Source organism: Kocuria cellulosilytica, assembly GCF_040981245.1.
In the GTDB taxonomy this organism is placed as follows: domain Bacteria; phylum Actinomycetota; class Actinomycetes; order Actinomycetales; family Micrococcaceae; genus Kocuria; species Kocuria cellulosilytica.
On sequence record NZ_JAVFWZ010000003.1, the window covers coordinates 264,277 to 279,404 of the forward strand.

Annotated in this window: 14 protein-coding genes; 9 read left to right on the forward strand and 5 right to left on the reverse strand. The window is 71.6% G+C overall.

The features are described 5' to 3' along the window. Nucleotides 1-33 precede the first annotated feature (33 nt). The 3 genes from leuA (at nt 34) to RCG67_RS06275 (ending at nt 3,424) form a co-directional block, all read left to right on the forward strand. Complete coding sequence (gene leuA / locus RCG67_RS06265) at nt 34-1,779, forward strand: 2-isopropylmalate synthase (protein ID WP_368825314.1); 1,746 nt, start codon at nt 34-36, stop codon at nt 1,777-1,779. A gap of 95 nt (nt 1,780-1,874) precedes the next feature. Continuing rightward, nucleotides 1,875-2,627, forward strand: a complete 753-nt coding sequence (gene recO / locus RCG67_RS06270) for a DNA repair protein RecO (protein ID WP_368825315.1) — start codon at nt 1,875-1,877, stop codon at nt 2,625-2,627. A 2-nt stretch (nt 2,628-2,629) separates the two neighbouring features. Continuing rightward, a complete protein-coding gene (locus RCG67_RS06275) occupies nt 2,630-3,424 on the forward strand; it encodes an isoprenyl transferase (protein ID WP_368825316.1) in 795 nt (264 codons plus the stop codon). On the opposite strand, the gene RCG67_RS06280 is transcribed toward RCG67_RS06275, so the two are convergent. Beyond that, nucleotides 3,376-4,434 (reverse strand): alpha/beta hydrolase, encoded by a 1,059-nt coding sequence (locus RCG67_RS06280; protein WP_368825317.1) that lies wholly within the window; start codon nt 4,432-4,434, stop codon nt 3,376-3,378. The genes RCG67_RS06275 and RCG67_RS06280 overlap by 49 nt on opposite strands. 94 nt (nt 4,435-4,528) lie before the next feature. Between RCG67_RS06280 and RCG67_RS06285 the strand changes: the two genes are divergently transcribed. Next, nucleotides 4,529-5,614 (forward strand): quinone-dependent dihydroorotate dehydrogenase, encoded by a 1,086-nt coding sequence (locus tag RCG67_RS06285; RefSeq protein WP_368825318.1) that lies wholly within the window; start codon nt 4,529-4,531, stop codon nt 5,612-5,614. A 97-nt stretch (nt 5,615-5,711) separates the two neighbouring features. On the opposite strand, the gene RCG67_RS06290 is transcribed toward RCG67_RS06285, so the two are convergent. Beyond that, the gene (locus tag RCG67_RS06290) at nt 5,712-6,317 is read right to left on the reverse strand and encodes a DUF3043 domain-containing protein (RefSeq protein WP_368825319.1); all 606 of its coding nucleotides are present in this window, start codon (nt 6,315-6,317) and stop codon (nt 5,712-5,714) included. 62 nt (nt 6,318-6,379) lie between these two features. Between RCG67_RS06290 and RCG67_RS06295 the strand changes: the two genes are divergently transcribed. From RCG67_RS06295 to RCG67_RS06315, 5 genes are all read left to right on the forward strand, one after another. Beyond that, on the forward strand, nt 6,380-7,795 hold the full coding sequence (locus RCG67_RS06295; RefSeq protein ID WP_368825320.1) for a dipeptidase: 1,416 nt from the start codon (nt 6,380-6,382) through the stop codon (nt 7,793-7,795). An 84-nt stretch (nt 7,796-7,879) separates the two neighbouring features. Continuing rightward, nucleotides 7,880-8,251, forward strand: a complete 372-nt coding sequence (locus tag RCG67_RS06300; RefSeq protein ID WP_368825321.1) for a HesB/IscA family protein — start codon at nt 7,880-7,882, stop codon at nt 8,249-8,251. A 249-nt stretch (nt 8,252-8,500) separates the two neighbouring features. After that, the gene (ctaC, locus tag RCG67_RS06305) at nt 8,501-9,385 is read left to right on the forward strand and encodes an aa3-type cytochrome oxidase subunit II (RefSeq protein ID WP_368825322.1); all 885 of its coding nucleotides are present in this window, start codon (nt 8,501-8,503) and stop codon (nt 9,383-9,385) included. Between the two features lie 9 nt (nt 9,386-9,394). Beyond that, nucleotides 9,395-11,107 carry an aa3-type cytochrome oxidase subunit I gene (gene ctaD, locus RCG67_RS06310; RefSeq protein WP_368825323.1) on the forward strand — a complete coding sequence of 571 codons (1,713 nt, stop codon included), beginning with the start codon at nt 9,395-9,397 and terminating at the stop codon, nt 11,105-11,107. A 2-nt stretch (nt 11,108-11,109) separates the two neighbouring features. Beyond that, nucleotides 11,110-11,514, forward strand: coding sequence for a cytochrome c oxidase subunit 4 (locus RCG67_RS06315; protein ID WP_368825324.1), 405 nt, complete (start codon nt 11,110-11,112; stop codon nt 11,512-11,514). Nucleotides 11,515-11,801: 287 nt separating this feature from the next. On the opposite strand, the gene RCG67_RS06320 is transcribed toward RCG67_RS06315, so the two are convergent. The 3 genes from RCG67_RS06320 to istA all read right to left on the reverse strand — a co-directional run bounded on the left by RCG67_RS06320 (nt 11,802) and on the right by istA (nt 14,934). After that, nucleotides 11,802-11,999, reverse strand: a complete 198-nt coding sequence (locus RCG67_RS06320) for a hypothetical protein (RefSeq protein ID WP_368825325.1) — start codon at nt 11,997-11,999, stop codon at nt 11,802-11,804. Between the two features lie 527 nt (nt 12,000-12,526). Further along, nucleotides 12,527-13,330, reverse strand: a complete 804-nt coding sequence (locus tag RCG67_RS06325) for an ATP-binding protein (protein ID WP_368825326.1) — start codon at nt 13,328-13,330, stop codon at nt 12,527-12,529. After that, entirely contained in the window at nt 13,327-14,934 is a 1,608-nt protein-coding gene (gene istA, locus RCG67_RS06330; protein ID WP_368825327.1) for an IS21 family transposase, read from the reverse strand. Before istA ends, RCG67_RS06325 begins: the two co-directional genes overlap by 4 nt. Nucleotides 14,935-15,128: the final 194 nt, after the last annotated feature.

Sequence of the window (15,128 nt, forward strand, 5' to 3'; positions counted from 1 at the left end):
CCGCAGACGACTCGAGCAGAACAGGCCCACCCCATGCGCAACCACCAGCAGCCCTCCGGCATGCCGATCCACAAGTACGTCCCGTACCAGCAGCAGTTCCCCTTCGACCTCTCCGACCGCACCTGGCCGGACCAGGTCATCACCGAGGCGCCCCGCTGGTGCGCCGTGGACCTGCGCGACGGCAACCAGGCGCTCATCGACCCCATGAACTCCGACCGCAAGCTCAAGATGTTCGAGCTGCTCGTGCGGATGGGCTACAAGGAGATCGAGGTGGGGTTCCCCTCCGCCTCCCAGACCGACTTCGACTTCGTGCGCCGGCTCGTCGAGGAGGACCGGATCCCCGACGACGTCACGATCCAGGTCCTGACGCAGTCCCGCGAGCACCTCATCGAGCGCACCTACGAGGCCATCGACGGCGCCGACAAGGCGATCGTCCACCTCTACAACGCGACCTCCACGCTGCAGCGGCGCGTGGTCTTCGAGCAGGACATGGACGGGATCGTGGACATCGCCCTCACCGGGGCGCGGCTGTGCATGAAGCACGAGGAGCAGCTGAAGAACACGTCCGTGACCTACGAGTACTCCCCGGAGTCCTACACCGGCACGGAGCTCGAGTTCGCCGCGCGGATCTCCAACGCCGTGGCCGAGACCTTCGAGATCGGCGGGGACCGGGAGATGATCCTCAACCTGCCCGCGACCGTCGAGATGGCCACCCCCAACGTCTACGCGGACTCCATCGAGTGGATGTGCCGCAACCTCTACAACCGTGACGCCACCGTGGTCTCCCTGCACCCGCACAACGACCGCGGCACCGGGGTGGCCGCCGCCGAGCTGGGCTACCTCGCCGGCGCGGACCGGATCGAGGGCTGCCTGTTCGGCAACGGCGAGCGGACCGGCAACGTGGACCTCGTGACCCTGGGCCTGAACCTGCTGACCCAGGGCGTGGACCCGCAGATCGACTTCTCCGACATCGACGAGATCCGCCGGACCGTGGAGTACTGCAATCAGCTGCCCGTCCCCGAGCGGGCCCCCTACGGCGGGGACCTCGTGTTCACGGCCTTCTCCGGCTCCCACCAGGACGCCATCAAGAAGGGCTTCGACCGGATGACCCGGGACGCGCAGGAGCAGGGGAGGAGCGTCGACGAGCTGGCGTGGGCCGTGCCGTACCTGCCCATCGACCCCAAGGACCTGGGCCGCACCTACGAGGCGGTCATCCGCGTGAACTCGCAGTCCGGCAAGGGCGGGGTGGCCTACCTGCTCGCCAACGAGCACGGCCTGGACCTGCCGCGCCGGGCGCAGATCGAGTTCTCCCGCGTGGTGCAGGAGCACACCGACACCTCCGGCGGGGAGGTCTCCGGCGCGGAGCTGTGGAAGGTGTTCTCGGACGAGTACCTGCCCACCGCCCAGGACGGGGACGCCGCGCGCTGGGGCCGGTACCGGATCACCAACATCACCACGACCTCCGAGGAGGACGGGGAGAGCACCCTCGAGATCGGCCTGGACGTCGACGGCGTGCAGCACCACCGGACGGCGCAGGGCAACGGGCCCATCGAGGCGCTGCTGGCGATCTTCGCGTCCGAGGGCGTGGACGTGCGCGTGCTCGACTACAGCGAGCACGCCCTGTCGGCCGGCGGCGACGCCCAGGCCGCCAGCTACGTCGAGGCGGCCGTCGGGGACCGGGTGCTGTGGGGCGTCGGCATCGACGCGAACACCACCCGGGCCTCCCTCAAGGCCGTCGTCTCGGCGGTGAACCGGGCCGTGCGGGACGCCCAGGCCTGAGCGTCCCGGCCGGCACGGCGCGGCGGGCCCGTCGTCGTCGTGCCGGCCCCGGCACGCCCGCCTGCGCCGTCCGCCCGCCGTGGGACAATGGTCCGGTGGCCAGGACGACCTTCGCATCACGCAGCTACCGGGACGACGCCGTCGTGCTGCGCACCTACAAGCTCGGCGAGGCCGACCGGATCGTGGTGCTCCTGACCCGGGACCACGGGCAGGTCCGGGCCGTCGCCAAGGGCGTGCGGCGCACCACCTCCCGCTTCGGCTCCCGGCTCGAGCCGTTCAACGTCGCCGAACTGCAGCTCGTCACCGGCCGCAACCTCGACATCGTCTCCCAGGCCCTGGGCAAGCGCGGCTACGGGTCCGCCATCGCCGCGGACTACGCCAAGTACACCGCGGCCGCGGCCATGACCGAGGCCGCGGAGAAGTTCACGGAGAACGACGACGAGTCCGCGGCCCAGCACTACCGGCTGCTCGTCGGCGCCCTGTCCGCCCTGGCCCGCGGGCTGCACGACCCGGGGGCCGTCCTGGACTCCTACCTGCTGCGGGCCGTGTCCACGGCGGGGTGGGCCCCGAGCTTCACCGACTGCGCCCGGTGCGGCGCCCCCGGACCGCACGAGGCGTTCTCCGCCCAGCTCGGCGGCGCGGTCTGCCCCGCCTGCCGCCCGCCGGGGGCCGCCGCCCCCGACCCCGCCACCGTCGAGCACCTCTCCGCGCTGCTCACCGGGGAGTGGGAGCGGATCGACGCCGTGGAGCCCCGCACGGCCCGGGCCGCGGCCGGCATCGTCGCCGGCTACGTACAGTGGCACCTGGAGAGGGCCGTCCGGTCCCTGAACCTCGTGGAACGGAGCTGACCATGCCCGGCTTTGCCGCCCCGCCCGCCCATCCCAGCGGCGCCAGCGCCCCGCCGATCCCGCGGCAGTTCGTGCCCCGGCACGTGGCCGTGGTCATGGACGGGAACGGGCGCTGGGCGAACCAGCGCGGCCTGCCGCGCAACGAGGGGCACAAGGCGGGGGAGGCGGCCCTCATCGAGGTCATGGCCGGGGCCATCGAGATGGGCATCCCGTACGTGAGCGCCTACGCCTTCTCCACCGAGAACTGGAAGCGCTCACTGGACGAGGTCACGTTCCTGATGAACTACACCGCCGACGTCATGGAGCGCCAGCTGCCCACCTTCCAGGAGTGGGGCATCCGGATCCGGTGGGCCGGGCGCAAGCCGCGGCTGTGGCGCTCGGTCATCAGCCGCCTGGAGGAGGCGGAGCGGGAGACCCGCGACAACGACGTCGTGACCCTCACCATGTGCGTGAACTACGGCGGCCGCGCCGAGATCGCCGACGCCGCGGCGGCCATGGCCGCGGACGCCCGGGCGGGCACCCTGAACCCGCGCAGCATCGACGAGAAGACGGTCCAGCGCTATCTGGACGAGCCCGACCTGCCGGACGTCGACCTCTTCCTCCGCTCCTCCGGGGAGCAGCGCATCTCGAACTTCCTCCTGTGGCAGTCCGCCTACGCCGAGCTCGTCTTCCAGGACGTCCTCTGGCCGGACGTGGACCGCCGCACCCTGTGGGAAGCGGTCGAGGTCTACGCGCGGCGGGACCGGCGCTACGGCGGAGCGGTCGACCGCGTGGCCGGACCCGGCGCCTCCGCCTGAGGCCTGCGCCGCCGCAGGCCGCGCAGCCAGGACGAGAGGTCGCGCTGCGCGGCCCTCCGCACCGCCTGGCGGGAGAGGTGGACGTCGTGGACGGCGCCCTCGTAGGAGCGCACCGTCACGTCGGTGCCCAGGTCGGGCGCGTGCCGCCGGATCTGCCGGACGTCCAGCACGGTGTCGGCCGAGCGCATCTGCTCGCTCCACCAGGGCCGGATGCACGAGCGGGCGGAGGTCTGCACCAGCACTGGAAGTTGAAGGTTCAGTCCCTTCGCAACCTCACCCTGTGCCTGAAGGACAGCGTTGAGCCAGCCCGGGGTGATGTCGAAGCTCGTCTCGGGGCGCCAGCGCGGATCGATCGGCCACTCGCCCTCGGCCTGCTCGCTGATCACCCGGTAGTAGTGGCTGCGCAGCCGGGCCCGCACCGGGCGGTCGGGGCGCTGCTCGGCGAGCCTGGCCACCAGGGGGCGCAGGGCCGCGCCCACGGCGTCTGCGCCGTGGCTGCCGATCCAGGGGGCGTTCAGGGCCAGGCCGTCCAGGCGGTCGGGGTGCCGGGAGGCCCACAGCGCCGCGGTGAGGCCACCGGTGGAGTGGCCCATGAGCACGAGACGGCCGTCCGGGCCGGCAGCCCCGTCCTCGGCCATCACGTCGAGGGCGGCGGCGATGTCGTCGTCGTAGTCCGCGAGGTCCGTGGTGTGCCCCGGGCAGCCGTCCTCCTCGGCGAGCACCTCGTCGGTGAGGTTGCGCCCGTAGCCGTGCAGGTCCAGGGCGTAGAACGCGTACCCCGCGGCCGCGCACGTGCGGGCCAGCTCGGCGTTGAAGAAGTAGTCGGACCAGCCGTGCAGGTACAGCACCGCCCCGCGCAGACGGTCCGGCGCGAGCGGGACGTCACCGGGCCGGTAGCGGACCACCGTGGCGGTGGCGTGCGGGGCGGAGCCGGGGTCCAGGTCCACGGTCCGGGCGCGGAAGCCCGGCCCCAGCACGTCGGGGACCCACGGGTCCGGGGGAGCAGCCATGCCCTCTCCTCGCGAGGGCGGTCGTCGGGACGGCGGCCCGGGAGCCCCTCCGCGACCGCCCGGCCGGAGGGGAGCCCTGTGGAAGACTGGGCCCATGCGCTTCTACCCTACGTTCTTCACGGCCGTCTTCTCCCGGATGGACCCCGAACGGGCCCACCGGGCGGGGTTCCTCGGAATCCGGGCGGCCCGGGCCGCGCGGGTCAGCGCGGCCCTGCGGGTGTACACCCGTGCCGACCCCGCGCTCGAGGTGGAGGCGATGGGCCTGCGGTTCCCGTCCCCGTTCGGGCTCGCGGCGGGCTTCGACAAGGGGGCCGAGGGGGTCAGCGCCCTCACCGACCTCGGCTTCGGCCACGTCGAGATCGGCACCGTGACCGCCCAGGCGCAGCCGGGCAATCCCCGGCCACGGCTCTTCCGGCTCGTGCGGGACCGCGCGGTGGTCAACCGGATGGGCTTCAACAACGAGGGCGCGGAGGCCGTGGCACCGCGTCTGGCGCGGGCGCGCCGCGAGCTCGAGGCGGACCACCGGGGCCGGGCCCGTCCCGTGCTCGGGGTGAACATCGGCAAGACCAAGGCGGTGCCGCTGGAGGACGCGGTGGACGACTACCTGCAGAGCGCCCGGACCCTGGCCCCCCTGGCGGACTACCTGGTGGTCAACGTGTCCTCGCCCAACACCCCGGGGCTGCGGCAGCTGCAGGAGATCGAGAGCCTGCGCCCGCTCCTGAGCGCGGTGGGCCGCACCGCCGACGAGTCCGCGGACCGGCATGTGCCCCTGCTCGTGAAGATCGCGCCCGACCTGTCCGACGAGGACGTGCTGGCCGTCGCGGACCTGGCGCTCGACCTGGGGCTGGACGGCATCGTGGCCACCAACACGACGATCGCCCGCGACGGGCTGGGCCTGCTCTCCGACCCGTCCGAGGTCGAGGCGCACGGGACCGGCGGGCTCTCCGGCGCCCCGCTGCGCCGGCGCTCCCTCGAGGTGCTGCGCCTGCTGCGCGAGCGCGTGGGGGACCGGCTGACCCTGGTCTCCGTGGGCGGGGTGACCACGGCCGAGGATGTCCAGGAGCGCCTCGACGCCGGTGCCGCGCTCGTGCAGGGCTACACCGCGTTCCTCTACGAGGGCCCCTTCTGGGCCCGCCGCATCAACCAGGGCCTCGACCGGGCCCGGCGCGCCCGGCGCTGACGTCCCGGAGGCGGGAACAGCGCTGCCCCCGGACCGCTCGGTCCGGGGGCAGCGCTGCCGGGTCCGCGCCCCGCCGCGGGCGGCGGGGCCGGCGGGGTCAGGCGGGCCGCTCGCCGCGCGCGACCTGGGGCTTGGGCAGGCGCAGCCGGCGCATCGTGAAGGAGCGCATGGCCGCGTACCAGCGCACGCCCCGCTCCACGGTCCCGAACTTCGCCTGCATCGCCTTCTTCATCCGCGCCGTCGACAGGACGGCGTCCACGATGCCCAGGACCATCAGCGCCCAGATGAGGTAGACGCCGTAGGTGGCCACCTCCTGGACGGGGAAGAACAGGATGACGAGCGCGAGCAGCGCCACGACCATGAGGTACTCTCCGACGTTGATCCGCGAGTCGACCCAGTCCCGCGCGAACCGGCGCTGCGGGCCACGGTCCCGCGGACCGAGGAACCGCTCGTCCCCGGCGGCCATCCCCGCCTGCGCCCGCATCCGCTGCTCGCGGGCCGCGTCACGGGACTGCGCCTTCGCGGCCTTGCGGTCCTCCGGCACCAGGGGGCGGCGCCGGGCGGCCTCCTGCTGCCGGCGGCTGGGCGTGGGGCGGCCCTTGCCCTCCGTCCGCCGCGGGGCGGCTGCCGGGTCCGTGGGGGCGGGGGCAGCGGTCACCGACGTGGACCCTGCGCGCTCTGCTTCCTTCTTGCGTCCAAACACCCGTCAAGGATAGCCGACGGACCTGCCGGTCCCCGCCGGTCCCCGGACATAGGGTGGGCACCATGACCGAGCCCTGTGCCCCGACCGTTCCCGTCGACGCCGTGCGCGAGGCCGTGCGCGCGGACCTGCCACGGACGCTCGAGCAGCTCGTCGAGCTGGTCGCGATCCCGGGCATCGCCTGGGAGTCCTTCGACCCCGCGCAGCTCGAGCGCAGCGCGGAGGCCGTGGCCGGCGTCCTCTCGGACGCCGGGATGGACGAGGTGCAGATCCTGCGGGTGCCCCTCGGGGGCGGCCCGGGCCACCCCGCCGTCGTCGCCCACCGCCGCCCCGCGCCCGGTCGCCCGACCGTCCTGCTCTACGCCCACCACGACGTCCAGCCCCCCGGCCGGCGCGAGCTGTGGGACTCGGAGCCCTTCGCCGCCGAGGAGCGCGACGGCCGCCTCTACGGACGGGGCGCGGCCGACGACAAGGCCGGGATCATGGCCCACGTCGGTGCGCTGCGCGCCGCCGCCGCCCACCGCGGGGACGGCTTCGGCCTCGGCGTGACCGTCTTCGTGGAGGGCGAGGAGGAGGCCGGCTCCCCGTCCTTCCGGGACTTCCTCGAGGCCCACCGGGACCGGCTGGCCGCCGACGTCATCGTGATCGCGGACTCCTCCAACTGGGAGGTCGGCGTGCCCGCCCTGACCACGAGCCTGCGGGGCATGGTCGGCGCGGTCGTGGAGCTGTCGGTGCTCGAGCACGCCGTCCACTCCGGTCTGTACGGCGGACCGGTCCTGGACGCCCCCACGCTCCTGGCCCGCCTCATCGCCACCCTGCACGACGACGACGGCGCCGTGGCCGTCGAGGGGCTGCTCGCCGAGGACCGCACCGTCCTGGACTACGACGAGGAGCGGTTCCGGGCCGACGCCGCGGTCAAGGACGGTGTCCGGCTGGCCGGCCGCGGCTCGATCGCCTCGCGCCTGTGGACCCGGCCCGCCCTGTCCGTCACCGGCATGGACGTCACGCCCGTGGACGTCGCCGCCAACACCATCGCCCCCTCCGCCCGGGCGAAGCTGAGCCTGCGCACGGCCCCGGGCCAGGACCCCGCCGAGGCGGCGGAGGCGCTCCGGCGCCACGTCGAGGCCCACGCGCCGTTCGGGGCGCACGTGCGCTTCGAGCTCGAGGAGACGGGACAGCCGTTCCGCACCGACATGAGCTCGGAGGCCGCCCGGATCGCCCGGTGGGCGCTGGGGGAGTCGTGGGGCCGGCCCGCCGTGGAGACGGGCATCGGGGGCTCCATCCCCTTCACCGCGGACCTTACGGAGGTCTACCCGGAGGCGGCCATCCTGATCACGGGCGTCGAGGACCCCGACTCCCGCGCGCACAGCGCCAACGAGTCGCTGCACCTGGGGGAGTTCGAGCGCGCGGTGGTCGCCGAGACCCTCATGCTCCTCGCCCTCGACGACGCGGCCCGTCATCCCGAGCGGCCCCGGGAATGAACCGGAACGTCCATCCGTTGTTCCCCTGGTAGACCCGCCGCCGGCCCGACGCCGTGCGGCACCCCTCCACAGAAAGTGAGCATCATGAGCGTCACGACCGACAACGACGCCGCAGTGGACGGCCTCCCCACCCACGGCGTCGACCTGACCGATGTCGCGTCCCAGAAGGTCCGCGCCCTGCTCGAGCAGGAGGGCCGCACGGACCTGCGGCTGCGCGTGGCGGTGCAGCCCGGCGGCTGCTCCGGCCTCATCTACCAGCTGTACTTCGACGAGCGCATCCTGGACGGGGACTCCGTGCGCGACTTCGGCGGTGTCGAGGTCGTCGTGGACAAGATGAGCGTGCCCTACCTCGAGGGCTCGACCATCGACTTCGAGGACACGATCTCCAAGCAGGGGTTCTCGATCGACAACCCCAACGCGGGAGGATCCTGCGCCTGCGGCGACTCCTTCCACTGAGTCCGTCCGCTCGTCCCGAGAGGCCCGCCGTCCGCCCGGACGGCGGGCCTCTCCGCGTTCCGCGGGGCCCCGGAGGGCGTCCGCCGCGGGGCTCCCGAGCGCCGCGCGGAAGCTGACACTGTGTCACCAGATGTCAGCGACACGGGGTAAGCTCGGAGGGAAACATTCCACCTGACTGTGTCCGGGCTCTCGGAATCGGGGCCTCCGGCGCGCAGGCGACGAGCACGAGAAGAAGAGGAAGGGCCGTCTGTGAGTTCGCACACACGAACCGACAGCCTCCGGCGCCGCACGGCGAAGGTGTCTGCGGTAGCAGTCCTGGCAGCAACCGCGCTGACGGGTTGCTCGGAAGAGGCGAAGCTCGGCTGGATGCCCACCGAGCGGGGCACCACCGACAACGCCGACATGATCCTCGACCTGTGGATCGGGTCCTGGATCGCCGCCCTCGCCGTGGGACTGGTGACCTGGGGACTCATGCTCTGGTGCATGATCGCCTACCGCCGGCGCAAGTACGAGACGGGCTACCCGCGCCAGGTGGCGTACCACGCCCCCCTCGAGGTCTTCTACACGATCGTCCCGATCGCCCTGATCATGTCCCTCTTCTTCTTCACCGAGCGGACGCAGGCCGAGATCCTCGCCCAGCACGACAACCCGGACGTCACCGTCCAGGTCTACGGCAAGCAGTGGGCCTGGGACTTCAACTACCTGAGCGAGGACGTCTGGGACACCGGCATCCAGGGCCACCTGGACGGTGAGGAGGGCGTCCCCGAGCGGGTGCCCACCCTGTACCTGCCCGTCGACAGCGACGTCGAGCTGCAGGTCACCTCCCGTGACGTCATCCACTCCTTCTGGGTCCCCGCGTTCCTCGAGAAGGCGGACATGTTCCCGGGACGCACCAACAACATCAGCATCACCACCGGCCAGGAGGGCTCGTACTTCGGCAAGTGCGCCGAGTTCTGCGGGGAGTACCACTCCGAGATGCTGTTCAACGTCAACGTGGTCAGCCAGGCCGAGTACGACGACCACATCCAGTCCTTGCGCGACGCAGGCCAGACCGGTGCCCTGGGCGAGGAGTACAGCCGCGACTCCTACCCCGGCACGGACGACGTCCTGCCCGCCAATCCGCTCGAAAACTAAGGAGTACCGGTGTCCACACTCGAGTATTCACGGGACGAGGCAGCCACTGTCGCTCCGCGCGTGGTGCCCCGGTCCAAAGGCCGGATGGTCGTCAACTGGATCACGTCCACCGACCACAAGACGATCGGGTACATGTACCTGATCTCCTCCTTCGCCTTCTTCTGCATCGCCGGCGTCATGGCGCTGCTGATCCGTGCCGAGCTCTTCGAGCCGGGCATGCAGATCCTGGAGACCAAGGAGCAGTACAACCAGCTGTTCACCATGCACGGCACGCTGATGCTGCTGATGTTCGGCACCCCGCTGTTCGTCGGCTTCGCCAACGTCATCGTCCCGCTGCAGATCGGCGCCCCCGACGTCGCGTTCCCGCGGCTGAACGCCCTGGCCTTCTGGTTCTTCCTCTTCGGGTCCCTGATCGCCACCGCCGGGTTCCTCACCCCGCAGGGCGCGGCCTCCTTCGGGTGGTTCGCCTACACACCGCTGTCCAACTCCTCGTTCTCGCCCGGCGCCGGCGGTGACCTCTGGGTCTTCGGCTTGGCCCTCTCCGGCTTCGGCACGATCATGGGCGGCGTCAACTTCATCACCACGATCATCGCGATGCGCGCTCCCGGCATGACCGTGTGGCGGATGGGCCTGTTCACTTGGAACACCCTGATCACCTCGCTGCTCGTGATCATGGTCTTCCCGCCGCTGGCGGCGGCGCTGTTCGCGCTGGGCATGGACCGGACCCTGGGCGGGCACATCTTCGACCCGGCCAACGGGGGAGCGGTGCTGTGGCAGCACCTGTTCTGGTTCTTCGGCCACCCCGAGGTCTACGTGCTGGCCCTGCCGTTCTTCGGCATCGTCTCGGAGATCATCCCGGTGTTCTCCCGCAAGCCGCTGTTCGGCTACAAGGGCCTGGTCTTCGCGACCATCGCGATCGCGTCCCTCTCCGTCACCGTGTGGGCCCACCACATGTACGTCACCGGTGCGGTGATGCTGTCCTTCTTCGCGTTCATGACCATGATGATCGCGGTGCCCACCGGGGTGAAGTTCTTCAACTGGATCGGCACCATGTGGCAGGGCTCGATCACCTTCGAGACCCCCATGCTGTGGGTCCTGGGCTTCCTGTTCACGTTCCTGTTCGGCGGCCTGACCGGTGTCATCCTGGCCACCCCGCCGCTGGACTTCCACGTGTCCGACTCCTACTTCGTGGTCGCCCACTTCCACTACGTGATCTTCGGCACCGTGGTGTTCGGCATGTTCGCCGGGTTCTACTTCTGGTGGCCGAAGTTCACCGGGAAGATGCTCAACGAGCGGATCGGCAAGATCCACTTCTGGCTGCTGTTCCTGGGCTTCCACATGACCTTCCTGATCCAGCACTGGCTGGGCGTGGAGGGCATGCCGCGGCGCTACGCCGACTACCTGCCCGAGGACGACTTCACCTGGATGAACCAGATCTCCACCGTCGGGGCGATGCTCCTGGGCGTGTCCATGATCCCGTGGTTCTGGAACGTGTACACGACCTGGCGCAACGGCACGAAGGTCGAGGTCGACGACCCGTGGGGCTTCGGCGGCTCCCTGGAGTGGGCGACGTCCTGCCCGCCGCCGCGGCACAACTTCACCTCGCTGCCGCGGATCCGCTCCGAGCGCCCGGCGCTGGACCTGCACCACCCGGAGCTTGCCGCGGAGTCCCCGCAGCAATCCCCGGTCGACGACGGCGCCATCGCCACGCGGAAGGGCTGAGCATGAAACTCTCCATCAAACTGTTCATCATCCTCGGCCTCTTCAGCCTTCTCGCGGGTGTGGTCTACGGTTTCCTGACCCGCTTCGACGAGCTCGTCGGCTTCCCGGCGCTCCTGGCCGTCGGTGCCATGTCCTTCATGCTGGCGGTCTACCTGTGGCTGGTGGACCGCAACACCGGTGGTGTGCTGCCGGAGGACAAGCTCGACGGCGAGATCGTCGAGTCCGCCGGCGAGTACGGGCACTTCTCCCCGTGGAGCTGGTGGCCGCTCCTGCTCGGCATCGGTTGCGCCCTGGCATTCACGGCCCTGGCCATGGGCTGGTGGATCCTCGGCCTGGCGGCCCCGCTGGCGATCCTGGGTCTCGTGGGTCTGATCTTCGAGTACTCCACCGGCGACCACGCCCACTGACACGGGCGGCTTGAGGCCGGCCCTCGGAGAGGCCCCGGACACCCTGGTGTCCGGGGCCTCTCGCGTATCCGGGCCGGCCCAGCCCCGTCCGTCGTCCAGCCGGGTCGTCCCCGGGCATGGCCGGCACCGTCGTCCGCGACCTTGGTGCGCCCACCGCGTACGCCGCCTCGAGGCCGCTCGATCACTGCTCATCGGGCACCGGGGGACAACGGTCCCGTCCCTGACCCCCACATGTCGCAGAGCGCCGTCAGCGCCCCCGTGGCCCGGGGCAGCAGTCCGGGACGCGGTCAGCCGGCGGTGACCTCCAGTGCGACCAGCCCGGCCACGGTGACCGCGGCCAGGACGATCCCGGTCACGGCCCACGCCCGTGCCGAACCGCGCAGGCCGACAGCCCCGAGCAGGGGAGCGCCGATCACCCCGACGGGCAACCAGAGCATGCCGGCGACCCGGGCCCAGTGCGGCGGGTCGATCCCGGGTTGGCTCACCGCCCAGACCCACGCGAGGGCAGCGAGTCCGAGGGCGCCCAGGACGGCGCTCCAGACCCCCGCGGCTCGGCGCCGACCCCGCCTGGGCGGAGGATCGGCGGAAGGGTTCTGCTGGGGGGCTCCCGACGGGTTTCCGGTCGTCATGACGCACCTCCAGCGCCAGGATAATCCTCCTGCTCCGTATTCGTCCGACGTCGTGAAGCGGTGCGACTCCGGCGTCGTCCTTGTGGTGGCCGAAAATCTACACTGCCAACCACTGCCAACCACTGCCAACCACTGCCCGTCCCGGCCGCACCATCAGATGCCGGAAGGTAGGGTGACCGTGCGCAGAATCGCGGAATGGAGTGGATGTGCGGGCACGTGTTTTGTGGGCGCGGTGGCTGGTCGTCGCCGGCCTTGCCGCCATGATGTTGGGCGCCCTCGACCCCCTGGAGGGATCACAGGTGTCAACGGTCAGCGGGACTTCCCTGTGGGCGGTCAGGTGATCTCCCCGTCGGCGGACAGGTGATCTCCCTGTCCGCGGTCAGTTAATCTCCCTCCGGCGGTATCAGGTCAAGGGGACCACCCCGCGTCCGGCGGTGGCCTCGGTGAGCCGCAACGAGGTGCCCTCGGTGAGGGATGACGTGGGCGTGGTGCAGGAGCCGGTCCACGGCGGCGGTGGCCAGGGTCTTGGGCATGATGGTGTCGAACCCGGCCGGGTGGATGTTGCTGGTCACCGCGAGGCTGCGGCGTTCATAGGTCGCATCGACGAGGCGGTAGAAGGCCTCGGCGGCGGCTTGACCCGAAGGCAGCATCCCGATGTCGTCCACGACGATGAGCTCGGCCCGGGTGATGCGGGCGATAGTCTTGGCGATCGATCCGTCTACCCCGGCGCGGCCGATCGCGGCGGTCAGCGACTCGAGGGTGAACCAGGAGACCCGCATCCCGGCGTCGATGACCTGATGGGCCAGGGCCTCGAGGAAGTGCGTCTTGCCGGTGCCCGAGGGCCCCGAGATGGCGAGGTTCTCCGCCCGCCCCACCCACTCGAGGGTGGCCAGGGCGGACTGGGTGGGGGCCGGGATCGAGGAATCGGCTTCGCGCCAGGAGTCGAAGGTCTTCCCGGCGGGCAGTCCGGCGGCTTTGCGGCGGGCGGCTTTGGTGGCCTCATCACGCCCGCGCACCTCTTCGGCCAGCAGGACCCGCAGGACCTCGGTGGGGTCCCAGCGCTGGGAGCGGGCGGTGGCCAACACCTCGGGGGCGGCCGCGCGCAGGTAGGGCATCCGCATGCGCTTGAGCACTGCGGCGAGGTCTTCCGGTAGCGGCGGTGCCGTCGGGGTGGTGGCTGTGTTCATCGAGCGGTCTCCTCGGTCCTGTGGGTCGTGGTGGTTGTGCTGGTTGTCGGGGTGGTGCCGAAGTCGGCCCAGGAGGCGGTGCCGGGCTGGGCGGAGTGGGTCTCGTCGGCGGCCACGAGCCCGGCGGCGGTGGCCCCGGTGGCCTGGTGGTCGCAGATCGCGGTCAGATCGCCCTCGCCGAAGCGCCCGGCGGCCGCGGCGATCCCGAGGGCGGCGTCCACGGGCCCGTCCCCGATGAGGGCGGCGAGCTCCACCGCGGCGGCCATCTTCGCCCGGATCCGGGTGGCCCCAGCCGCGGAGGCCTCGATCAGCCAGGTGTGCGCCCCAGCACCCAGTCCCAGGAAGTCCTTCTCCGCCGCGCTGCGGGCCCGTGGCCGGGGCGGGCGTGGCGCACCGGTGGGGTCCTGCGGGTGGTCAGGGTAGTGGGCCAGGTCGATCCGCGGATTCCCCGGGGTCGACAGGCGGTGGCGGGCGACCTCGGCGAGCCCGGCGCGGCCAGCGGCCCAGCCCGGCATCGTGGGGAGCACGTCGAGGTCGGCGACGACCACCAGCTCCTCCCCGGCGACCCGCACCCACACCTCGGCCCCGACGAGTCCGGGCGGGGTGGAGTAGCGCACCGAGCCGAACCGGATGGTCTGGTCGGCGCCCACCGTGCGGGTCATCCCCAGGGCGGAGGTGTGCGGGGCGGTCGGCAGCACGTGCAACCGAGCCCGCTCGTCGACCAGCGCCTCGGCGGGCACCCGGTCCGACTCCCGGTGGGTGCGCCCGTTGACCTTGGCGCAGAACGCCGTACAGGCGGCCTCGAGTGCGGCGAACGAGGCGTAGACGGGGCGGAGGTTAGCGTCGGTGGGCACCAGATCGGCCTTGGCGATGCGCACCGTGGACTCCGACCCGCCCTTGGACTCGGGGTCATAGGGCACGCAGGTGTGCACCTGGGTGCCGTAGTGCCGGCCGGCTTCCACGATCTGCGGGTGGCGCACCGGCACCCCGGCCACGTGATCGACGGTCACGGTCCTGGGGTTGTCGGTGAGCACGTAGGTGGGCACCCCGCCGATGAGGGCCAGGGTCGCATCCAGGCACCCGATCAGCGTCGGCAGGGTCTGATCCCACACCGGGATCACGACCCGGTACCGTGACCACGCCAGCCAGGCGCAGAACAACCACGTGCGCCGCGGCGTGCCGTCGACCCCGGGAACCTTGGGGCCTTCGCCCCAGTCGAACTGCAACCACAGCCCCGGTTCGATGATCCAGGGCCGGTAGGTGCGCCGGTGCCCGGTGCGCCAGGCCGCCTTCACCTGCGCCACCGCCCGGCGGGTGGTCCGCTCCGTCCCCGAGAACCCCACCCCGACCAGGCGGGCGTGGACGACGTCGGCGCGGACCGTGCCCTGGCTGCGCTCGACCCACTCCTCGATCTTCGGCAGGTAGGCGTCGATCATCCGGGGCCGGCGGCCCGGCCCGGTCACCGGCCGGCCCGCGTCGCGGGCGGCGGCGTAGCGGCGCACCGTCTTCGGGTCCACCCCGGCCAGGGTCGCGGCCGAGTGCGCGGAACCGGTGGCGTCATAGGCTTCGGGAATTTCCATGATCTCCCTGTCAGACTTCTTCATGCGTCCCTCCGGCGGGTGATGGCTCAAGGTGGTCAGAGACCTCGAGCGAACCCCCGGAGGGACGTCTGCATGGGGACCGACACGAGCCCGATCCCATGGCCCAGGACAGGGAGATCAGCTGTCCGTCAGCAGGGAGATACGTGTCCGCCTACAGGGAGATTGGCATGTCCGCTAGCAACTGGTCATCGTGCCGG